Consider the following 21028-nt stretch of genomic DNA (forward strand, 5'->3'; position numbering starts at 1 on the left):
AAAAAAACGGCGTAAAAACGCCACGGTGGCACTATGTTAACTGAGCCGTAGTGATGTTGCTACGTCTGCAAGCCAGGGGAAGTCTGTAGGTACAATGAGAAAAATAAAAATTGGGCTGGCGCTAGGTTCCGGCGCAGCGCGAGGCTGGTCGCATATTGGTGTGATTAAAGCCCTGAAACACATGGGCATTGATATTGATATCGTTGCGGGTTGTTCTATCGGCTCGTTGGTGGGCGCCGCTTATGCCTGCAATAAATTACCTGCCCTTGAGCAGTGGGTTTGCTCATTCAGCTATTGGGATGTTTTACGCCTGATGGATCTCTCGTGGCGTAGAGGTGGATTGCTGCGCGGTGAACGTGTATTCAATCAGTATCGTAATGTCATGCCGGTAGAAGCTATTGAACAATGCACACGTCGTTTCGCAACGGTTGCCACAAACCTGAGCACGGGTCGGGAGCTATGGTTCACCGAAGGTGATTTGCATCTCGCTGTCCGAGCCTCCTGCAGTATTCCCGGTCTGATGTCTCCCGTGGCGCATAATGGTTACTGGTTGGTCGATGGTGCAGTGGTGAATCCCGTACCTGTGTCCCTGACCCGCGCGCTGGGTGCTGACATCGTTATTGCCGTCGATCTGCAACACGATGCGCATCTTATGCAGCAAGATTTACTCTCCTTCAACGTCAGCAGTGATAGCGAATTGAGTGGTGACACTGATGAGCTTTCCTGGCGTGCCCGCCTGAAAGAGCGTTTGAGCAACATTACAGCCAGGCGTGCGGTCACCGCACCGACGGCGATGGAAATCATGACGACCTCTATTCAGGTTCTGGAAAACCGTCTGAAACGTAACCGCATGGCTGGCGACCCGCCGGATATTCTGATTCAGCCGTTTTGTCCGCAAATATCCACGTTGGATTTCCACCGCGCTAGCGCAGCAATTGCTGCCGGACAACTGGCGGTCGAGAAGAAAATGGATGAACTTCTACCCTTGGTGAAAACCAACGTCTAACGCATTTTTTATCAACACTTAAGCAAATTCTGACAGGCGTGAGTAGCAATAGCATGCCACTATTTACTAAAGCCAGTCAGGGGGGAGAATATGACGCAGCCATTGGTCGGAAAACAGATTCTTATCGTTGAGGATGAGCCGGTATTTCGCTCACTCATGGACTCATGGTTTTCCTCTTTGGGGGCGACAACAGCGGTAGCTGGCGATGGGCTTGAAGCTCTGGAATTACTCGGACACTTTAACCCAGATTTGATGATCTGCGATCTGGCTATGCCAAGAATGAACGGCCTCAAACTGGTGGAGTATCTGCGTAATCGTGGCGATCAGACCCCGATACTGGTGATCTCCGCAACGGAAAACATGTCCGACATCGCTAAGGCGCTGCGCTTGGGGGTGGATGATGTGCTACTGAAACCAGTAAAGGACCTTAACCGCCTACGTGAAACCGTCTTTGCGTGCTTGTATCCCAATATGTTTAATTCACGTGTGGAAGAAGAAGAACGGCTGTTTCGCGACTGGGATGCGATGGTCGGCGATCCGGCTGCTGCGGCAAAGCTGTTACAAGAATTACAGCCTCCGGTGTCACAAGTGATTTCACACTGTCGAATCAATTATCGCCAGTTAGTGGCCGCCGATCAGCCGGGGCTGGTACTGGATATTGCGCCGCTCTCGGACCATGACCTTGCGTTTTATTGCCTGGATGTGACAAGGGCAGGGGATAACGGTGTCCTGGCAGCATTATTACTGCGCGCGCTATTTAACGGTTTGTTGCAGGAACAGTTGGCACATCAAAATCAACGGTTACCGGAGCTCGGTGCGTTATTGAAGCAGGTAAACCATTTACTGCGCCAGGCTAATTTGCCTGGACAGTTTCCCTTGCTGGTGGGCTATTACCACAGCGAATTAAAAAACCTGATTTTGGTATCTGCAGGGCTGAATGCGACATTAAATACGGGTTCCCACAACGTACAAATCAGTAATGGCGTTCCGCTGGGCACTTTAGGTAATGCGTATCTTAATCAACTAAGTCAACGCTGCGAGTCCTGGCAATGCCAAATTTGGGGGGCTGGTGGTCGTTTGCGCCTGATGTTGTCTGCGGAATGAACAATTGACAGGTGTGGGAATCAAATTGGTTCACCTCTCTCATGCTTCGGGTGCTACTATCAGCGCCAGATTTATTCGTATTTATCTTAATTATACCGACGCGCGTCCTTTTCAGACCAGAAGCTTGTCGCTGTACTGATATACTGGGATGCGATACAGATTGATGAACACGTTCAATACATGAACAGTCCAGGAGAGTTTTAAATGGCTGCCCTTAATTCGAAAGTCAAAAAGGCCGTTATCCCGGTAGCGGGATTAGGAACCAGGATGTTACCGGCTACGAAAGCTATCCCGAAAGAGATGCTACCGTTGGTTGATAAGCCATTAATTCAGTACGTGGTAAACGAATGTATTGCTGCGGGCATCACTGAAATTGTGCTTGTTACTCACTCGTCTAAAAATTCGATTGAGAACCACTTCGATACCAGCTTTGAACTTGAAGCTATGCTGGAAAAACGTGTAAAACGTCAGCTTCTGGAAGAAGTGCAGTCTATTTGTCCACCGCATGTCACTATTATGCAGGTGCGTCAGGGGCTGGCCAAAGGTCTGGGTCACGCGGTATTGTGCGCACATCCGGTAGTGGGTGATGAACCAGTTGCGGTTATCCTGCCGGACGTAATTCTTGATGAATACGAATCTGATTTATCACGCGACAACCTTGCCGAAATGATTCATCGTTTTGATGAAACAGGCAGTAGCCAGATTATGGTTGAGCCGGTAGAAGATGTTACCGCTTATGGTGTTGTTGATTGTAAGGGCGTTGAATTAGCTCCTGGCGAAAGCGTACCGATGGTTGGCGTTGTTGAAAAGCCGAAGGCCGATGTAGCGCCATCTAATTTGGCCGTTGTGGGGCGTTACGTACTGAGCGCAGATATTTGGCCTCTGCTGGCTAAAACCCCTCCAGGAGCGGGTGATGAAATTCAGCTGACTGATGCTATTGATATGCTGATTGAAAAAGAAACGGTTGAAGCTTATCACATGAAGGGCAAAAGCCATGACTGTGGTAATAAGCTGGGCTATATGCAAGCGTTCGTAGAATATGGTATTCGCCATAATACATTGGGTGCTGAATTTAAAGCCTGGCTGGAAGAAGAGATGGGTATTAAGAAGTAACCTCCAGGTATTACCAGGTAAGAACGGCGCTGTTAACCCAGCGCCGTTTTTTTATACTTAATCCAGGTATGGACAGAGCGAAGTAGTGGCAAAAAAAATCCCGCCATTGGCGGGATTTTGAACAGCGTAATTCTGAATTATTCCTTGATCAGGAAGTCATCCAGTTGTTTACCTTGTTCTTCCATCGCTTTTTTGATCACAGCCGGTGTACGACCCTGGCCAGTCCAGGTTTTAGTTTCACCGTTTTCGTCAACATAGCTATATTTAGCCGGACGCGCAGCACGTTTAGCTTTGGTGCCAGATTTAACAGCAGCCATGCTATTCAGCAGTTCGTTCGGATCAATGCCGTCAGCGATCAGCATTTCACGATATTGTTGCAGTTTACGAGTACGTTCTTCAACTTCAGCAGCGGCAGCGCTTTCTTCTTCACGGCGCTCGCTAACTACAACTTCTAATTTTTCCAGCATTTCTTCAAGCGTTTCCAGAGTACATTCTCTTGCCTGCGCACGAAGAGTACGGATGTTGTTCAGAATTTTAAGTGCTTCGCTCATTGTAGTAATCTCAAACTTATATTGGGGTTGGTTTGTTGAGCTAATAATAGAGCGATAAATTCAGTTGTGCAATAGCCAGGAATGTAAGGAATTCAAAATTGCGCTTTATTTAGTATCAGAATTAATTCTTCTGTCATAAATTCCACGTGCTGTTGGGCATAAAAAAGGCTTATTGGTGAGGGGGCTTCTCAGCAGTTGAGAGTAAAAATTCAAGATTCAGGTCACATTTTATGGTGTACAAATAGTATCTCTTTGCAGTGATTTCAACCTTTTGTATTAGTTTTGCTTACGTGAATTCACTAATACAAGGCGACTGTGGGTAGATTCAATAACAATAAGGAAAGGGTTTCTTTATTGCCACAGGATGAAAAACCGCATGGATAAATTTCATGAGCACTATTTGTGAAAGAGTATGTATATACACATCCAGTTTCAGGTTATCTGGGCTATGGCAGAGTGTACTCATGCTCTCATGTAACTTAAAAAACTGGTTATTAAGGCGACACTGAGCGAGCCTGTATGCGCATTTATACGCCTTTGGGAGCAACGCTACGCCGACACTTTCGTGAAATATGATACAATCCCGCCCATATTTATTTCCCCAGGTGAGGGCCTTCGGTCAATGGCACAGCTATATTTTTACTATTCTGCAATGAATGCCGGTAAGTCGACTGCATTGCTGCAATCTTCGTACAATTATCAGGAACGTGGGATGCGTGCTGTTGTATATACAGCGGAAATTGATGACCGTTTTGGCGCTGGAAAAGTAAGTTCACGTATAGGTCTGTCGTCACCTGCAAAATTGTTTAACCAAAATTCATCATTGTTCGAAGAGATTCGTGCTGAAAACGAGCTGCAAAGAATTCACTGTGTACTGGTTGATGAGTCGCAGTTTCTGACTCGGCAACAGGTTTATGAATTATCTGAAGTAGTCGATCGGCTGGATATTCCCGTGTTGTGCTATGGTTTACGCACAGATTTCCGTGGTGAATTATTTGGCGGCAGCGAATACCTGCTTGCATGGTCTGATAAGCTGGTTGAATTAAAAACAATTTGTTTCTGTGGGCGTAAGGCCAGTATGGTTTTACGTCTTGATCAGGCTGGAAGACCCTATAACGAGGGCGAGCAGGTCGTTATTGGCGGGAATGAACGTTATGTCTCGGTTTGTCGTAAACATTATAAACAAGCGCAGTCTGAGGGCTCTCTGACGGCGATACAAGAGCGACACAGCCACGATTAACCCTTAGCGCTTACGCGCGCTTAGTCACGCAGGGTAGGCCGCGACATTCGACAATGTTCTCTACCCTGTCAGGTTCTCTCTGACGCAATTCTTACACCGTACTGGCCCCACTCCAACAGAACCATCCTCTATACGCCTCTGAATTACGTATATGCCTGTTCCGATAGAGTAGGACATAAAAAAACGGCCCCAATGTGGGGCCGTTTAGAGTGAAACTAAAACTTATCTGGTCGAATTAAGCGGATTTCTTCGCTTTCTTCTCAGCTTTCGGTGCTGCTACTGTTTCAGCCTTAGCTGCGGCCTGGCCTTCGCTGTACTCACGACCGTAGTAGGTATCCAGCAGGATCTGTTTCAGTTCAGAAATCAGCGGGTAACGCGGGTTAGCACCAGTACACTGGTCATCAAACGCATCTTCAGACAGTTTGTCCACGTGTGCCAGGAAGTCAGCTTCCTGAACGCCAGCTTCACGGATAGACTTAGGAATACCCAGTTCAGCTTTGATTTCTTCAAGCCAGCCCAGCAGTTTCTGGATTTTCGCAGCAGTGCGGTCGCCCGGTGCGCTCAGACCCAGATGATCTGCGATTTCAGCATAGCGACGACGAGCTTGTGGGCGGTCATACTGGCTGAATGCAGTCTGTTTAGTCGGGTTGTCGTTGGCGTTATAACGAATAACGTTGCTGATCAGCAGGGCGTTCGCCAGACCGTGAGGAATGTGGAACTGAGAACCCAGCTTGTGCGCCATTGAGTGACATACACCCAGGAAGGCGTTAGCAAACGCGATACCGGCGATGGTTGCTGCACTGTGTACACGTTCACGAGCTACCGGGTTCTTAGAACCTTCATGGTAGGACGCCGGCAGGTTTTCTTTCAGCAGTTTCAGCGCCTGCAGAGCCTGACCGTCAGAGAACTCAGAAGCCAGTACGGAAACGTAAGCTTCCAAAGCGTGAGTTACGGCATCAAGACCACCGAACGCACACAGGGACTTCGGCATATCCATGACCAGGTTAGCATCAACAATCGCCATATCCGGAGTCAGCGCATAGTCTGCCAGCGGGTATTTCTGCCCGGTTGCATCGTCAGTAACAACAGCAAACGGAGTCACTTCAGAACCGGTACCGGAAGTGGTAGTAACGGCAACCATCTTCGCTTTGACGCCCATTTTCGGGAACTTGTAGATACGTTTACGGATGTCCATAAAACGCAGCGCCAGTTCTTCAAAGTGAGTTTCCGGATGCTCGTACATAACCCACATAATTTTCGCGGCGTCCATCGGGGAACCACCACCCAGCGCAATGATCACGTCTGGTTTGAAAGAGTTAGCCAGCTCAGCACCTTTGCGTACAACGGTCAGAGTTGGGTCAGCTTCGACTTCAAAGAACACTTCAGTTTCAACGCCAGCAGCTTTCAGCACGGAAGTGATTTGATCAGCATAACCGTTGTTAAACAGGAAGCGGTCGGTCACGATCAGCGCACGTTTGTGACCATCGGTAATCACTTCATCCAGTGCGATTGGCAGAGAGCCACGACGGAAGTAGATAGATTTCGGAAGTTTGTGCCACAACATGTTTTCAGCTCGCTTAGCAACGGTTTTCTTGTTGATCAGGTGCTTAGGACCAACGTTTTCAGAGATGGAGTTACCACCCCATGAACCACAACCCAGAGTCAGGGAAGGTGCGAGTTTGAAGTTGTACAGGTCACCGATACCACCCTGAGATGCAGGGGTGTTAATCAGGATACGTGCGGTTTTCATCATCTGGCCGAAGTAAGCAACGCGTTCTGGCTGGTTGTCCTGGTCGGTGTACAGGCATGAGGTATGACCGATACCGCCCATCGCAACCAGTTTTTCAGCTTTATTAACGGCGTCTTCAAAGTCTTTCGCACGGTACATCGCCAGCGTCGGAGACAGTTTTTCGTGAGCAAACGGTTCGCTTTCGTCAACAACCTTCACTTCGCCGATCAGAATCTTGGTGGTTTCTGGTACGGAGAAGCCTGCCAGTTCAGCAATTTTGTATGCCGGCTGACCAACGATGGCCGCGTTCAGCGCGCCATTTTTCAGGATAACGTCCTGAACAGCTTTCAGCTCTTTACCCTGCAGCATGTAGCCACCGTGAGTCGCGAAACGCTCACGTACTGCGTCATATACAGAGTCAACAACAACAACAGACTGTTCAGAAGCACAGATTACGCCGTTATCGAAGGTTTTAGACATCAGAACGGAGGCAACAGCACGCTTGATATCTGCGGTTTCATCGATGACAACCGGGGTGTTACCTGCGCCTACGCCGATAGCTGGTTTACCGGAGCTGTATGCAGCTTTCACCATGCCTGGACCACCAGTCGCAAGGATCAGGTTGATGTCCGGGTGGTGCATCAGCGCGTTAGACAGTTCTACGGAAGGTTGATCGATCCAGCCGATCAGATCTTTCGGCGCGCCAGCAGCGATGGCTGCCTGCAGAACGATATCAGCGGCTTTATTGGTCGCATCTTTAGCACGCGGATGCGGAGAGAAGATGATGGCGTTACGCGTCTTCAGGCTGATCAGCGATTTGAAGATGGCAGTAGAAGTTGGGTTAGTGGTTGGAACGATACCGCAGATAATACCAATCGGTTCAGCGATGGTAATGGTACCGAAAGTGTCGTCTTCAGACAGCACACCACAGGTCTTTTCATCTTTATATGCGTTATAGATGTATTCGGAAGCGAAGTGGTTTTTAATCACTTTATCTTCGACGATGCCCATGCCGGATTCGGCAACGGCCATTTTCGCGAGAGGGATTCGAGCGTCTGCGGCAGCCAGAGCGGCGGCACGGAAGATTTTGTCAACCTGTTCTTGAGTGAAACTGGCATATTCACGCTGGGCTTTTTTTACGCGCTCTACAAGTGCGTTAAGTTCAGCGACATTAGTAACAGCCATAATGCTCTCCTGATAATGTTAAACTTTTTTAGTAAATCATCTGCTCGATACGAGAGTATAGACAGATCGACGAAAATTTGTGTAACGTTTTGAAAATCAAACGGTTAATTAACGTCCGTTTTACCTTGATTTACTAAAAGAGCTTATGCGTTAGCGTCAGTTAACTCTAACGCGTTACCTCCAGGTGGCGTAAGCAAGATTACTCACTTCTGAGTAGTAATTGCGTGATCTGGATCAAGATTTCGCAAAGCTGACACCTTTCAGCAGGCCCTTTTAGCGTTTATCGGTAAGTGTTAATGAATTGATGTGATGAATTCCAATGACATTAGCATATTCAATACATATTAATAACACTCACTATTGGTAGCGTATTTACGTAGATAAACGCAGATAGAAGGTGAAGTATGCTGACAAAAAGCGTATCTTCAGCGCGGATTTTATCAATTTTTTTATGACTCATTTTATCCGGCTAACGCTTCGGAGCTAACCGTGATCCAAACGCTATTTGATTTTCCTGTCTATTTTAAATTTTTCATTGGGTTATTTGCGTTGGTCAACCCGGTGGGGATTATCCCTGTCTTTATCAGCATGACCAGCTACCAAACGGCTGCAGCGCGCAACAAAACCAACCTTACGGCAAACCTTTCGGTTGCCATCATCCTGTGGACTTCGCTGTTCCTTGGTGACGGTATTCTGCAACTTTTCGGTATCTCGATAGACTCGTTCAGGATTGCCGGCGGCATCCTGGTGGTGACTATTGCGATGTCGATGATTAGCGGAAAACTTGGCGAAGATAAGCAAAATAAACAGGAAAAATCAGAAACCGCTATTCGCGAAAGCATCGGTGTTGTGCCACTGGCCTTGCCTCTGATGGCGGGGCCGGGGGCGATAAGCTCAACTATCGTTTGGGGCACGCGGTATCATAGTGCGATTAACCTGTTTGGTTTTTTTGTGGCAATTGCGCTGTTTGCCCTGTGCTGTTGGGGGCTGTTCCGTATGGCGCCATGGTTAGTTCGCCTGCTGGGCCAAACGGGCATCAACGTCATTACGCGTATTATGGGATTGCTGTTAATGGCTCTGGGGATTGAGTTCATTGTTACTGGAATCAAGTCTATTTTCCCCGGTTTGCTTGCCTGATATCCCTCTTTTGCATCAACGGAGCCACTATCGGCTCCGTTTCCTTTCATTATCAGTAAAACTTCTCACTAAAGTTGAAAAGTAGCACAACAAAAATAATAAAAACTTATGTTTAGCTCTTTTGTTATTCATTGAATTTATAGATAAAACTCTCAACAGTCCGCCTGTGGTGGCTAAGTGTCGCTGTTATTTTAGTAACATCATACTCTGGGGCTTGCTGTAGGATTATCGAAATGTTATTAGTTATTTCAGCGTTTTTTTAGATGAATGTGCTAATTAATAACCAATTGTTAAATTAATGTGTATTTGAGCGCGGTGTTGATACCGGACAGGGTAGTTAACAATGCTTGATGTTCAAAATTATGATTTTTAATAGTTTTTTGTGATAAATCTTCATTCGAAAGACTTTTCTACTGAGATTTATTTTCAATAAAAGAGAATTAGTTAACAAATTTGTAAAATGTATTGGCGGTTAAGAAACGCATTTGATACTTTCCGGCCAGGTATTTTGCAGAAGATTTCACGTTGATGAGAATCATTTTCAATTGATTTCTCTCAACAGAGTAACAGCGTGTTTCCGGCAGGGGAAACACGATCGATAATCGACGCAAGGCGGTCGTACGAATCGCCAGAATAAATAGAGTCGGTGATAGCAAGCAGTAAAACAATAAACCACCTGACGGCAGAAAATCTCCGATGCCGTACAGGGATCCTGACAGGATTAACAGTCTGGTTAAAAAGCCAGCCATAATAATGAGGGAGTACAAACACAATGACTAACATCACTAAAAAAAGTTTAGTAGCTGCGGGGATCCTAACTGCGCTAGTCGCTGGAAATGCTGCCACAGCAGCAGTTGTGCCAGCCGGTGTGCAGCTTGCTGAAAAGCAGACTCTGGTGCGTAATAACGGTTCGGAAGTTCAGTCGCTCGATCCACATAAAATCGAAGGTGTGCCTGAATCCAACATCAACCGTGACCTGTTTGAAGGTTTATTAATCAGTGATGTTGATGGCAAACCATCACCAGGCGTAGCTGAAAAATGGGAAAATAAAGACTTTAAAGTCTGGACATTCCATCTGCGTAAAGATGCAAAGTGGTCTGACGGTACGCCAGTCACCGCGCAAGATTTCGTGTATAGCTGGCAGCGGCTGGCTAACCCAAATACCGCGTCACCGTACGCCAGCTATTTGCAGTACGGCCACATCGTCAATATTGATGATATTATCGCCGGTAAAAAGCCGGTCACCGATCTCGGCGTTAAAGCTCTCGACGATCATACATTTGAAGTCACCCTGAGCGAGCCGGTTCCTTATTTCTACAAACTGCTTGTGCACTCATCCGTTTCACCGGTTCCTAAAGCCGCAGTTGAAAAATACGGTGAGAAGTGGACTCAGCCAGCTAACATCGTCACTAACGGTGCTTATAAACTGAAAGACTGGGTTGTCAACGAGCGCATTGTGCTTGAGCGTAATACTAACTACTGGGACAACGCGAAAACCGTTATAAACCAGGTTACCTATTTGCCAATTGCTTCTGAAGTGACTGACGTGAACCGCTATCGCAGCGGTGAAATCGACATGACCTATAACAACATGCCGATCGAGTTATTCCAGAAACTGAAAAAAGAGATCCCGAACGAAGTTCACGTTGACCCGTACCTGTGCACCTATTATTACGAAATCAACAATCAGAAAGCACCGTTCAACGATGTTCGCGTTCGTACTGCCCTGAAACTGGCGTTGGATCGTGACATTATCGTCAATAAAGTGAAAAACCAGGGCGACCTGCCTGCATATAGCTTTACTCCTCCTTACACCGATGGGGCAAAATTGGTTGAACCAGAGTGGTTCAAATGGTCTCAGGAAAAACGTAATGAAGAAGCGAAAAAACTGCTGGCTGAAGCAGGCTTCACCGCTGAAAAGCCGTTGACCTTTGACCTGCTGTATAACACCTCAGACCTGCATAAGAAGCTGGCCATCGCAGCGGCATCCATCTGGAAGAAAAATCTGGGTGCTAACGTGAAGCTGGAAAATCAGGAGTGGAAAACATTCCTCGATACGCGCCATCAGGGTAACTATGATGTTTCGCGTGCGGGTTGGTGTGCGGATTACAACGAACCAACATCCTTCCTGAACATGGTGCTGTCCGACAGCTCCAACAACACTGTGCACTATAAGAGCCCAGCGTTTGATAAGCTGATTGCCGATACCCTGAAAGTGACTGATGAAGCGCAGCGCAGCGAACTGTATTCAAAAGCGGAACAGCAATTGGATAAAGATTCTGCGATTGTACCGGTTTATTACTATGTTAACGCCCGTCTGGTGAAACCGTGGGTTGGCGGATACTCTGGTAAAGACCCGATGGATAATATCCACGTCAAAGACTTGTATATTATCAAGCATTAATGGCAAGACGTGGGGCATTTTTATTGCCCCACAGTGTCTTTTTTCTTCGAACTATTAATACCGCTTTACCTGAAGGTCGGGGTAGAAGGGGTATAAAGGCACACGCCAGAAGGTACGGGCAATGTTAAAATTCATACTACGTCGCTGTCTGGAAGCGATTCCGACGCTATTTATCCTTATTACGATTTCATTCTTTATGATGCGCCTTGCGCCGGGAAGCCCATTTACCGGGGAACGCGCGTTACCGCCAGAGGTACTGGCAAATATTGAAGCGAAATATCATCTTAACGATCCTATCTCAACGCAGTACTTCAGCTATCTGAAGCAGCTGGCACATGGCGATTTTGGGCCCTCCTTCAAATACAAAGACTACACGGTCAACGATCTCGTTGCCTCGAGCTTTCCGGTTTCAGCGAAGCTGGGTGCGGCAGCCTTTATTCTGGCGGTACTCGTCGGTGTAAGCGCTGGGGTGATAGCCGCGCTGAAGCAAAATACGCGCTGGGACTACACGGTGATGGGAGTAGCAATGACCGGGGTCGTTATCCCCAGCTTTGTAGTCGCTCCGTTGTTGGTCATGATATTTGCCATAACCTTGAAATGGTTGCCTGGCGGGGGCTGGAACGGCGGGGCGCTGAAATTTATGATCCTGCCGATGGTGGCGTTGTCACTGGCCTATATCGCCAGTATCGCCCGTATTACCCGTGGTTCGATGATTGAAGTGCTGCACTCTAACTTTATTCGCACTGCGCGCGCAAAAGGGCTGCCGATGCGGCGGATTATTTTCCGCCATGCGTTAAAGCCGGCGCTGTTGCCCGTCCTGTCCTATATGGGACCGGCATTTGTCGGCATTATCACCGGTTCAATGGTTATTGAGACCATTTACGGCTTGCCGGGCATTGGCCAGCTATTCGTCAATGGTGCCTTAAACCGCGACTATTCGCTGGTTCTGAGTCTGACCATTCTGGTGGGTACGCTGACCATCGTGTTTAACGCGATTGTCGACGTGCTGTATGCCGTTATCGACCCAAAAATTCGTTACTGATACTGGAGCTCGCTATGATGTTAAGTAAGAAAAACAGCGAAGCGCTGGAGAATTTCAGTGAAAAGCTGGAGGTCGAAGGCCGCAGTCTGTGGCAGGATGCGCGTCGACGCTTCATGCATAACCGCGCTGCGGTCGCAAGCCTGGTGGTGTTAGTGATTATTGCGCTGTTCGTGACGCTGGCACCAATGCTGTCGCAGTTTACCTACTTCGATACCGACTGGGGCATGATGTCCAGCGCGCCGGACACGGAATCAGGACACTATTTCGGCACCGATTCGTCGGGTCGCGACTTGTTGGTTCGCGTGGCGATTGGCGGACGTATCTCGCTGATGGTCGGTATTGCCGCAGCGCTGGTGGCGGTAGTCGTCGGTACACTATACGGCTCTTTGTCGGGCTATCTCGGCGGCAAAGTCGACTCGGTAATGATGCGTCTGCTGGAAATCCTCAACTCCTTCCCGTTCATGTTCTTCGTGATCCTGCTGGTTACCTTCTTTGGGCAAAACATCCTGCTGATTTTTGTTGCTATTGGGATGGTCTCCTGGCTGGATATGGCGCGTATCGTGCGTGGACAAACGCTGAGTCTCAAGCGCAAAGAGTTTATTGAAGCGGCGCAAGTGGGAGGGGTATCTACCGTGCGCATCGTTATCCGCCATATCGTGCCGAACGTACTGGGCGTGGTGGTGGTCTACGCTTCATTGCTGGTGCCCAGCATGATCCTGTTTGAATCCTTCCTGAGCTTCCTGGGATTAGGTACACAGGAGCCATTAAGTAGCTGGGGTGCACTGCTGAGTGATGGTGCCAACTCGATGGAAGTCTCGCCATGGCTGCTGCTGTTCCCGGCAGGTTTCCTGGTGGTAACTTTATTCTGTTTTAACTTTATTGGCGATGGCCTGCGTGACGCCCTCGACCCGAAAGACCGTTAAGGAGTGCAGCCATGAGCGTAATTGAAACCTCAACCGCACCGCTCGCGCAACAACAGGCTAACGCACTGCTGAATGTAAAAGATCTGCGCGTGACGTTTGCTACCCCCGATGGCGATGTGACCGCGGTTAACGATTTAAACTTTTCGCTTCGAGCAGGAGAAACGCTGGGTATTGTTGGGGAATCCGGTTCCGGTAAATCGCAAACAGCCTTTGCCCTGATGGGCCTGCTGGCGGCGAATGGCCGTATCGGGGGCTCTGCAACCTTCAACGGGCGTGAAATTCTGAATTTACCGGAACGCGAACTGAACAAACTACGTGCCGAGCAAATTTCGATGATTTTCCAGGATCCGATGACGTCTCTTAATCCGTACATGCGGGTCGGCGAGCAGTTGATGGAAGTTCTGATGCTGCATAAAGGCATGAGCAAAGCGGAAGCTTTTGAAGAATCGGTCAGAATGCTGGATGCGGTGAAGATGCCGGAAGCGCGTAAGCGTATGAAAATGTACCCGCATGAATTCTCAGGCGGGATGCGCCAGCGCGTCATGATCGCCATGGCGCTGCTGTGCAGGCCAAAACTACTGATAGCCGATGAGCCGACTACCGCGCTCGATGTGACGGTACAGGCGCAAATTATGACGCTACTGAATGAACTGAAAAGCGAATTCAACACGGCGATTATCATGATCACCCACGACCTTGGCGTTGTGGCTGGTATTTGCGATAAAGTTCTGGTGATGTACGCCGGACGTACCATGGAATATGGTAGTGCGCGGGATGTGTTTTATAAGCCCGTTCATCCGTATTCGATTGGGTTGCTGAACGCTGTACCTCGTCTGGATGCCGAAGGGGAAGAGATGCTGACTATCCCGGGCAACCCGCCGAACCTTCTGCGTTTGCCAAAAGGTTGTCCATTCCAGCCGCGTTGCCCGCATGCGATGGAAATCTGTAGCAATGCTCCGCCACTGGAGGAGTTTAGTCCGGGCCGCCTGCGCGCCTGCTTTAAACCGGTGGAGGAACTGGTATGACTGCGGTGACCGAACAACGAAAAGTGCTCCTTGAAATTGCCGATCTTAAAGTCCATTTCGACATTAAAGACGGCAAGCAGTGGTTCTGGCAGCCGGCTAAAACCCTGAAAGCAGTTGATGGCGTGACCCTACGGCTGTATGAAGGCGAAACCCTGGGCGTGGTCGGCGAATCAGGTTGTGGTAAATCGACCTTTGCCCGTGCGATTATCGGCCTGGTGAAAGCCACCGATGGAAAGGTTGCCTGGTTGGGTAAAGATTTGCTGGGCATGAAACCCGATGAATGGCGGGAAGTGCGTAGTGATATCCAGATGATTTTCCAGGATCCGCTGGCATCATTAAACCCGCGCATGACCATTGGTGAAATTATTGCCGAACCGCTGCGGACTTATCATCCGAATCTGCCTGGTCAGGAGGTCCGTGACCGTGTGAAGGCGATGATGATGAAAGTTGGCTTGCTACCGAATCTGATTAACCGCTACCCCCATGAGTTTTCCGGTGGTCAGTGTCAGCGTATTGGTATTGCCCGCGCGCTGATCCTTGAGCCTAAATTGATTATTTGCGATGAACCGGTTTCCGCGTTGGACGTATCAATTCAGGCTCAGGTGGTGAACCTGCTGCAACAGTTACAGCGTGAAATGGGATTATCGCTCATCTTCATTGCTCACGACCTGGCGGTGGTTAAACACATCTCCGACCGCGTGCTGGTCATGTATCTTGGACACGCGGTGGAATTAGGGACCTATGATGAGGTGTACCATAACCCGCTGCACCCTTATACCAAAGCCCTGATGTCTGCGGTACCCATTCCCGACCCTGACCAGGAAAGGAACAAGGTTATCCAACTACTGGAAGGCGAATTGCCGTCGCCTATTAATCCTCCTTCCGGCTGCGTGTTTCGTACGCGCTGTCCGATTGCCGGGCCGGAATGTGCAAAAACGCGCCCGGTTCTTGAAGGAAGTTTCCGACACGCTGTTTCCTGCCTGAAAGTAGACCCGCTATAATCCTGAGGGCTGACAAAGGTCAGCCCTTCTTTTTGGTGAGGTATTTGTGCCAGGTCTAGTCTCTTCTGTCCGCCGTGGGCTCTATCGCAAATTATTCGATTTAAACACCCGTTCGGGGCGTCGCTTTGAAGGTATGTGCGCGCTGTTCGCATTGCTTAGCGTTATTGTTATCTTCATTGAGTCCGGAGTAGGGACGCAATACCATTTAACGTATGATGAATGGCATATTTTTATCTGGCTGGAGGTCTTTATTACTCTGGTCTTTACCCTCGAATACTTTCTACGTTTATGCTGCTGGGCCAATCCCGCAAAGTATGTGTTTAGCTTCTGGGGAATAATCGATCTTGCCACCATTTTGCCGCTGTATGTAATGTGGTTGTGGCCTGAAATCAGTCTGAGTTATGTCTTCGCCTGGCGCGCGATGCGCGTTCTACGTGTGCTGCGTATTCTGAAGTTGCTGCGCTTTATGCCTTCCCTGCGAGTGTTCTGGAACGCCATCAAAAGCGCCCGCCATCAGCTCATACTGTTCTATTCCTTTATTGCCATTCTGATGATTGTTTTCGGTGCGTTGATGTACCTGATCGAAGGACCAAAATATGGTTTTACCACGCTAAATGCGTCGGTGTATTGGGCCATTGTCACGGTCACTACTGTTGGCTATGGCGATATCACACCACACACGCCATTGGGGCGCATGGTCGCGTCTTTGCTTATCCTGATTGGTTACTCTGTGATTGCGATACCGACTGGATTGATTACCACACATATGAGCAGCGCGTTTCAGAATCGCCAGAATTTACGTAAATGTCCGCAGTGTCAGCAAGGCCAGCATGAACATAGTGCGCAGTTTTGTAACCGCTGTGGAAGTAAACTGCCGGGTTAAAAATGAAAAAAGCTGCGAGAGCAGCTTTTTTGTTTGATTATTCGCGCCAGAGAATATGGCACAGCTTGTGATCTTTTTCGCGACACAATAAAACGCGCGCAAAAATATCGTTAATCTCGCCGTCTTCAGTATCTGCAAGACCAATCACCACTTCGGCAAAGAAATCAGGGTTCAGATCAAAATCAACGTGATCCTGCCAGTCTTCTGCCGGGTCGAATAACTCCGCACCGCCGCGTTCTTCAAACTGCAAATTGAACAGAATGATGTCGGCTGGATCCAGGTTGTCCGCAGCCAGTTCGAGAAAAATGTCGTAAGCCTGCTCAAGCGTTTCGTCTTCAGTCAGGCGATTGTTCAAATCCATATCCATAATGACTACCTGTTTACTGTCTGATGGGCACGTTTTACAGCAACGGACTAAAGAAGTAAAACAGTCGCTCTGCAATCCGCTGCCAGAGTGGTCGTTTTAACCACAAACGGGCATCAAGCAGGCGAGAACGCGAAATATAATCATCCTGCACTGCGGCGAGATCGCCGCCGAATCCTGCATCGTCAATCACCAGCGTAATTTCAAAATTCAGCCAAAGGCTACGCATATCCAGATTAACGGTACCGACGAGGCTCAGTTCGCCATCGACCAGTACGCTTTTGGTATGCAACAAACCGCCTTCGAACTGATAAATTTTAACGCCTGCCGCCAGCAACTCAGTGAAAAAGGCCCGGCTTGCCCAGCCAACCAGCAGGGAGTCATTCTTACGCGGAAGAATGATACTGACGTCGACCCCGCGCTGCGCCGCCGTACAGATCGCATGCAACAAATCGTCGCTGGGAACGAAGTAGGGCGTGGTCATAATTAAATATTCACGTGCGGAATAAGCTGCAGTTAACAGCGCCTGATGAATCAAATCTTCAGGGAAACCAGGACCCGAGGCGATAGTGTGAATGGTATGACCGCTGGCTTGCTCAAACGGCATGATATTAACGTCCGGCGGCGGGGGCAAAATGCGCTTGCCGGTCTCAATTTCCCAGTCGCAGGAATAGACAATACCCATCGCGGTAGCTACAGGGCCTTCCATTCTCGCCATTAAGTCAACCCATTGCCCGACGCCAGCATCTTGTTTGAAAAAGCGCGGATCGACCATATTCATGCTGCCGGTATATGCAATGTAGTTATCGATCATGATCATTTTGCGATGCTGGCGCAAATCCATACGGCGTAAAAACACACGCATCAGGTTCACTTTCAGCGCTTCAACAACCTCAATACCTGCGTTACGCATCATTGCCGCCCATGGACTGCGGAAGAACGCCACACTGCCCGCGGAGTCCAGCATCAGTCGGCAGTGAATCCCGCGTCTGGCGGCAGCCATTAATGACTCCGCGACCTGATCGGCCATACCACCCGGCTGCCAGATGTAGAACACCATCTCAATGTTGTGGCGCGCCAGTTGAATATCGCGGATTAATGCCTGCATTACGTCATCTGAGCTAGTGAGCAGTTGCAGTTGATTTCCCTTAACGCCAGCGATTCCCTGGCGACGCTCGCACAGCTTAAATAAGGATGAGGCAACGCTGCTGTTTTCTTGCGCAAAAATATGCTTACAGGCTTTAAGATCGTTCAGCCATTTGGCCGTTGACGGCCACATTGCCCGGGCGCGTTCGGCGCGACGTTTACCCAGATGAAGCTCACCGAAGGACAGATAAGCAATGATCCCTACTAATGGCAGAATATAGATGATCAAAAGCCAGGCCATTGCGGAGGGCACTGCGCGTCGTTTCATTAGAATGCGTAATGTTACGCCAGCAATGAGTACCCAGTAACCCAGAATGACCAGCCAACTCACCACGGTGTAGAAGGTTGTCATAAATTTAAAAATCCTTTTGAAAGCGTATTGTTAAGAGTTTACGCATCAGGATTCATCTGGCAAATAAAAACACGGGAAAACCACTGGTCTGCATGCGGTGTGGCGTTATAATGGCCGCTCAGTGACTGAAAGAGTAGTAAACATGAAGCGTAGTAGAACGGAAGTGGGACGCTGGCGGATGCTGCGTCAGGCGAGCCGTCGTAAAGCACGTTGGCTTGAAGGGCAATCGCGTCGTAATATGCGCATCCACACCATCAGAAAGTGTATCCTCAACCATCAACGTAACTCGTTGCTGTTTGCGATCCACAATATCTGATCTAAAAGGGCACCGCTGGCGGTGCCCAAAGTCTCAGCTTTTTGTTCTGTTTTTAAAATACTTTCTTATACGGTTTTACTGAAACCTGTGCATAAACGCCTGCCGCCACATACGGATCGGCTTCTGCCCACGCCTGTGCGGCTTCTAAAGATTCAAATTCAGCAATCACCGTCGAGCCGGTAAAGCCCGCAGCGCCTGGCTCATTACTGTCAACCGCTGGCATAGGACCTGCCGTGAGCAAACGGCCTTCATCATGAAGAAGTTGCAGACGGGCCAGATGAGCAGGGCGTACGGAAAGACGTTTTTCGAGAGAATCTGCGATATCTTGAGCGTAAATAACGTACAGCACGGGTAGAGCTCCTTGAACGGTAAAAGTCATATTTACGTTATTGGAAAGGCCCGGTAACTGCAACGGAAAGATTGCTGATATGTTAAGGCCACACTCCGAAAATGGTTATTTTTCATAAAATCGCGTTTTAAATCTGAGTTACCTTCACGGTCTTATTGAATATGATTGCTATTTGCATTTAAAATCGAGGCCTGGTTTTTTTACTGAAACGATTATGACTTCAATGACCCTTGATTTACCTCGTCGCTTTCCCTGGCCAACGTTACTTTCTGTCGGCATTCACGGTGCTGTAGTGGCAGGTTTGCTGTATACCTCGGTACATCAGGTTATTGAACTGCCTGCACCAGCGCAGCCTATTTCCGTTACGATGGTCGCGCCTGCCGATCTTGAACCGCCTCAGGCGGTTCAGCCACCGCCTGAACCCGTCGTCGAGCCAGAGCCGGAACCAGAGCCGATCCCGGAGCAGCCAAAAGAAGCACCGGTAGTGATTGAGAAACCGAAGCCCAAACCTAAGCCGAAGCCAAAACCGGTGAAAAAGGTTGAAGAGCAACCGAAACGCGATGTGAAGCCCGCAGAACCGCGTCCGTCGTCTCCGTTTGAAAATACGGCACCTGCGCGTCCAATGACCAGTGCTGCTCCGGCAACCACTAAGCCAGCGGTAAGCGCGCCTTCCGGGCCGCGCGCCTTAAGTCGTAATCAGCCACAGTATCCTGCGCGTGCCCAGGCGCTGCGTATTGAAGGTCGTGTTAAGGTCAAATTTGACGTGACCCCAGATGGTCGGGTCGAAAATGTGGAAGTTCTGTCCGCGCAGCCTGCAAATATGTTTGAACGTGAAGTGAAAAATGCGATGCGCAGATGGCGCTATGAGGCCGGTAAGCCAGGTTCTGGCCTGGTGGTGAATATCGTTTTCCGCCTGAACGGCACAACGCAGATCGAGTAAGCATCATGCCGGATTTGGTGGTACGCCGCCATCCGGCAATGAGCGAAAGATTGAAATACTACTGGATGGCGCTGCTAATGCGTACTGTCAGGACAAGGTTGGGATCGGACGCGGTTTACCGTCTTTATCAACAGCTACGTAGATAAACAGGGCTTCGGTAGCTTTATAGCGCTGGCCGATAGGTTCAGAAGCAACTTTCTTCACCCAGACTTCAATATTAATGCTGATCGAGGTCGTCCCGCGTTTTACGCAGCGCGCATAGCAACACACTACGTCGCCTACGGCAACCGGGCGCAAAAAGCTCATTCCTTCAACCCGCACTGTTACCACGCGACCGTGAGCGATCTCTTTGGCCTGAATAGCGCCACCTATATCCATTTGTGACATCAGCCAGCCACCAAAAATATCGCCGTTCGCGTTGGTATCGGCAGGCATAGCCAGAGTGCGTAAAACCAGTTCGCCCTGGGGAGTGTTATTCGTTGTTGTCATTGTAGAACCGACTATAGAGAAAGATTACAGGCGCGATGCTACTAGAATTTACGTGCTGAGAACAGAGGGGATACGGCGTGCGCAGCGGATGTGAGCCGGGTTTATAGCAACAAGGAACGCGAGGGGATAAAAATTCGCCAGATCCGTAGATCTGGCGAACATTAATTACGATTTATCTTCCTGCGGAAGGTGGCGGTAAATATAAACTCCGCTCAGCAACGTAAAGAGTAAGGTCAGGGCGGTCAGGCCGAATACCTTGAAGTTGACCCAAATGTTCTGCGGCAGCCAAAACGCGATATAGATGTTTGCCAGACCGCACAGGATGAAGAAAACGGCCCAGGCTAAATTAAGCTTTGACCATACCGGCTGCGGCAGGGAAAGCTCTTTACCTAACATGCGCTGAATGAGCGGCTTTTTCATCACCCACTGGCTAACCAGCAGCGCACCGGCAAATAGCCCGTAAATCACCGTCACTTTCCATTTAATGAATTCATCATTGTGGAAGAAGATAGTCAGGCCACCGAACACGGCTACCAGAATAAAGGTGATTAATGCCATCTTCTCGACCTTACGATAGCGAACCCAGCTGTAAATCAAAACCACAGCCGTCGCGACAATCAGTGCCGAGGTTGCCGCATAGATGTCGTAAAGCTTATAAAAAGCAAAAAAGACAACCAGCGGTAAAAAATCAAGAAACTGCTTCATTCTTCGATTCCGTCATCAAAAGCA

The 21028-nt window shown here is 48.9% G+C and carries 20 protein-coding genes; 13 read left to right on the forward strand and 7 right to left on the reverse strand.

Features of this window, described 5'->3' with window-relative positions:
* Window positions 1–94 precede the first annotated feature (94 nt).
* From rssA to galU, 3 genes are all read left to right on the forward strand, one after another.
* A complete protein-coding gene (gene rssA / locus NMD08_RS11760; RefSeq protein WP_151219388.1) occupies window positions 95–1006 on the forward strand; it encodes a patatin-like phospholipase RssA in 912 nt (303 codons plus the stop codon).
* 90 nt (window positions 1007–1096) lie between these two features.
* On the forward strand, window positions 1097–2110 hold the full coding sequence (gene rssB / locus NMD08_RS11765) for a two-component system response regulator RssB (RefSeq protein WP_151219387.1): 1014 nt from the start codon (window positions 1097–1099) through the stop codon (window positions 2108–2110).
* A gap of 204 nt (window positions 2111–2314) precedes the next feature.
* Complete coding sequence (galU, locus tag NMD08_RS11770) at window positions 2315–3223, forward strand: UTP--glucose-1-phosphate uridylyltransferase GalU (RefSeq protein WP_187252329.1); 909 nt, start codon at window positions 2315–2317, stop codon at window positions 3221–3223.
* A 137-nt stretch (window positions 3224–3360) separates the two neighbouring features.
* Here galU and hns read toward each other — a convergent pair whose 3' ends face one another.
* On the reverse strand, window positions 3361–3774 hold the full coding sequence (gene hns, locus NMD08_RS11775) for a histone-like nucleoid-structuring protein H-NS (RefSeq protein ID WP_003020723.1): 414 nt from the start codon (window positions 3772–3774) through the stop codon (window positions 3361–3363).
* 622 nt (window positions 3775–4396) lie between these two features.
* Here hns and tdk point away from each other — a divergent pair.
* On the forward strand, window positions 4397–5014 hold the full coding sequence (gene tdk / locus NMD08_RS11780) for a thymidine kinase (RefSeq protein ID WP_151219510.1): 618 nt from the start codon (window positions 4397–4399) through the stop codon (window positions 5012–5014).
* Window positions 5015–5249: 235 nt separating this feature from the next.
* On the opposite strand, the gene adhE is transcribed toward tdk, so the two are convergent.
* On the reverse strand, window positions 5250–7928 hold the full coding sequence (gene adhE / locus NMD08_RS11785; protein ID WP_187259585.1) for a bifunctional acetaldehyde-CoA/alcohol dehydrogenase: 2679 nt from the start codon (window positions 7926–7928) through the stop codon (window positions 5250–5252).
* 489 nt (window positions 7929–8417) lie between these two features.
* On the opposite strand from adhE, the gene ychE reads away from it, so the two are divergent.
* The 7 genes from ychE (at window position 8418) to NMD08_RS11820 (ending at window position 16343) form a co-directional block, all read left to right on the forward strand.
* Complete coding sequence (ychE, locus tag NMD08_RS11790; RefSeq protein WP_003020714.1) at window positions 8418–9065, forward strand: NAAT family transporter YchE; 648 nt, start codon at window positions 8418–8420, stop codon at window positions 9063–9065.
* Between the two features lie 772 nt (window positions 9066–9837).
* Window positions 9838–11469 carry an oligopeptide ABC transporter substrate-binding protein OppA gene (gene oppA, locus NMD08_RS11795; RefSeq protein ID WP_151219384.1) on the forward strand — a complete coding sequence of 544 codons (1632 nt, stop codon included), beginning with the start codon at window positions 9838–9840 and terminating at the stop codon, window positions 11467–11469.
* A gap of 121 nt (window positions 11470–11590) precedes the next feature.
* Window positions 11591–12511, forward strand: a complete 921-nt coding sequence (gene oppB, locus NMD08_RS11800) for an oligopeptide ABC transporter permease OppB (RefSeq protein ID WP_003020708.1) — start codon at window positions 11591–11593, stop codon at window positions 12509–12511.
* 14 nt (window positions 12512–12525) lie between these two features.
* Window positions 12526–13434, forward strand: a complete 909-nt coding sequence (gene oppC / locus NMD08_RS11805) for an oligopeptide ABC transporter permease OppC (RefSeq protein WP_151219382.1) — start codon at window positions 12526–12528, stop codon at window positions 13432–13434.
* 11 nt (window positions 13435–13445) lie between these two features.
* Window positions 13446–14459 carry a murein tripeptide/oligopeptide ABC transporter ATP-binding protein OppD gene (gene oppD / locus NMD08_RS11810; RefSeq protein ID WP_278238007.1) on the forward strand — a complete coding sequence of 338 codons (1014 nt, stop codon included), beginning with the start codon at window positions 13446–13448 and terminating at the stop codon, window positions 14457–14459.
* On the forward strand, window positions 14456–15460 hold the full coding sequence (gene oppF / locus NMD08_RS11815; protein ID WP_151219381.1) for a murein tripeptide/oligopeptide ABC transporter ATP-binding protein OppF: 1005 nt from the start codon (window positions 14456–14458) through the stop codon (window positions 15458–15460). Before oppD ends, oppF begins: the two co-directional genes overlap by 4 nt.
* A 46-nt stretch (window positions 15461–15506) precedes the next feature.
* On the forward strand, window positions 15507–16343 hold the full coding sequence (locus tag NMD08_RS11820) for an ion transporter (RefSeq protein ID WP_151219380.1): 837 nt from the start codon (window positions 15507–15509) through the stop codon (window positions 16341–16343).
* A gap of 37 nt (window positions 16344–16380) precedes the next feature.
* Here the strand turns inward: NMD08_RS11820 and NMD08_RS11825 are convergent, their stop codons facing one another.
* Together NMD08_RS11825 and cls are read right to left on the reverse strand one after the other, a co-directional pair.
* Window positions 16381–16710, reverse strand: coding sequence for an HI1450 family dsDNA-mimic protein (locus NMD08_RS11825; protein WP_151219379.1), 330 nt, complete (start codon window positions 16708–16710; stop codon window positions 16381–16383).
* A 34-nt stretch (window positions 16711–16744) separates the two neighbouring features.
* A complete protein-coding gene (gene cls / locus NMD08_RS11830; protein ID WP_151225524.1) occupies window positions 16745–18205 on the reverse strand; it encodes a cardiolipin synthase in 1461 nt (486 codons plus the stop codon).
* A gap of 142 nt (window positions 18206–18347) precedes the next feature.
* On the opposite strand from cls, the gene NMD08_RS11835 reads away from it, so the two are divergent.
* The gene (locus NMD08_RS11835) at window positions 18348–18521 is read left to right on the forward strand and encodes a YciY family protein (protein ID WP_016153268.1); all 174 of its coding nucleotides are present in this window, start codon (window positions 18348–18350) and stop codon (window positions 18519–18521) included.
* Window positions 18522–18573: 52 nt separating this feature from the next.
* Here NMD08_RS11835 and NMD08_RS11840 read toward each other — a convergent pair whose 3' ends face one another.
* On the reverse strand, window positions 18574–18870 hold the full coding sequence (locus tag NMD08_RS11840) for a YciI family protein (RefSeq protein ID WP_151225523.1): 297 nt from the start codon (window positions 18868–18870) through the stop codon (window positions 18574–18576).
* 223 nt (window positions 18871–19093) lie between these two features.
* On the opposite strand from NMD08_RS11840, the gene tonB reads away from it, so the two are divergent.
* Window positions 19094–19810 carry a TonB system transport protein TonB gene (gene tonB / locus NMD08_RS11845; protein WP_151219509.1) on the forward strand — a complete coding sequence of 239 codons (717 nt, stop codon included), beginning with the start codon at window positions 19094–19096 and terminating at the stop codon, window positions 19808–19810.
* An 87-nt stretch (window positions 19811–19897) separates the two neighbouring features.
* On the opposite strand, the gene yciA is transcribed toward tonB, so the two are convergent.
* A complete protein-coding gene (yciA, locus tag NMD08_RS11850) occupies window positions 19898–20299 on the reverse strand; it encodes an acyl-CoA thioester hydrolase YciA (protein ID WP_151219378.1) in 402 nt (133 codons plus the stop codon).
* Between the two features lie 165 nt (window positions 20300–20464).
* Window positions 20465–21004, reverse strand: a complete 540-nt coding sequence (locus tag NMD08_RS11855; protein ID WP_151219377.1) for a septation protein A — start codon at window positions 21002–21004, stop codon at window positions 20465–20467.
* Window positions 21005–21028: the final 24 nt, after the last annotated feature.

The sequence above is a fragment of the Citrobacter meridianamericanus genome (assembly GCF_041320245.1).
In the GTDB taxonomy this organism is placed as follows: domain Bacteria; phylum Pseudomonadota; class Gammaproteobacteria; order Enterobacterales; family Enterobacteriaceae; genus Citrobacter; species Citrobacter meridianamericanus.

What these genes read in the sequence shown, in the direction of transcription:
- rssA (WP_151219388.1), top strand. Translation starts at nt 95, where the DNA reads ATGAGAAAAATAAAAATTGGGCTGGCGCTAGGTTCCGGCGCAGCGCGA.
- rssB (WP_151219387.1), top strand. Translation starts at nt 1,097, where the DNA reads ATGACGCAGCCATTGGTCGGAAAACAGATTCTTATCGTTGAGGATGAG.
- galU (WP_187252329.1), top strand. Translation starts at nt 2,315, where the DNA reads ATGGCTGCCCTTAATTCGAAAGTCAAAAAGGCCGTTATCCCGGTAGCG.
- hns (WP_003020723.1), bottom strand. Translation starts at nt 3,774, where the DNA reads ATGAGCGAAGCACTTAAAATTCTGAACAACATCCGTACTCTTCGTGCG.
- tdk (WP_151219510.1), top strand. Translation starts at nt 4,397, where the DNA reads ATGGCACAGCTATATTTTTACTATTCTGCAATGAATGCCGGTAAGTCG.
- adhE (WP_187259585.1), bottom strand. Translation starts at nt 7,928, where the DNA reads ATGGCTGTTACTAATGTCGCTGAACTTAACGCACTTGTAGAGCGCGTA.
- oppA (WP_151219384.1), top strand. Translation starts at nt 9,838, where the DNA reads ATGACTAACATCACTAAAAAAAGTTTAGTAGCTGCGGGGATCCTAACT.
- oppB (WP_003020708.1), top strand. Translation starts at nt 11,591, where the DNA reads ATGTTAAAATTCATACTACGTCGCTGTCTGGAAGCGATTCCGACGCTA.
- oppC (WP_151219382.1), top strand. Translation starts at nt 12,526, where the DNA reads ATGATGTTAAGTAAGAAAAACAGCGAAGCGCTGGAGAATTTCAGTGAA.
- oppD (WP_278238007.1), top strand. Translation starts at nt 13,446, where the DNA reads ATGAGCGTAATTGAAACCTCAACCGCACCGCTCGCGCAACAACAGGCT.
- oppF (WP_151219381.1), top strand. Translation starts at nt 14,456, where the DNA reads ATGACTGCGGTGACCGAACAACGAAAAGTGCTCCTTGAAATTGCCGAT.
- NMD08_RS11825 (WP_151219379.1), bottom strand. Translation starts at nt 16,710, where the DNA reads ATGGATATGGATTTGAACAATCGCCTGACTGAAGACGAAACGCTTGAG.
- cls (WP_151225524.1), bottom strand. Translation starts at nt 18,205, where the DNA reads ATGACAACCTTCTACACCGTGGTGAGTTGGCTGGTCATTCTGGGTTAC.
- NMD08_RS11835 (WP_016153268.1), top strand. Translation starts at nt 18,348, where the DNA reads ATGAAGCGTAGTAGAACGGAAGTGGGACGCTGGCGGATGCTGCGTCAG.
- tonB (WP_151219509.1), top strand. Translation starts at nt 19,094, where the DNA reads ATGACCCTTGATTTACCTCGTCGCTTTCCCTGGCCAACGTTACTTTCT.
- yciA (WP_151219378.1), bottom strand. Translation starts at nt 20,299, where the DNA reads ATGACAACAACGAATAACACTCCCCAGGGCGAACTGGTTTTACGCACT.
- NMD08_RS11855 (WP_151219377.1), bottom strand. Translation starts at nt 21,004, where the DNA reads ATGAAGCAGTTTCTTGATTTTTTACCGCTGGTTGTCTTTTTTGCTTTT.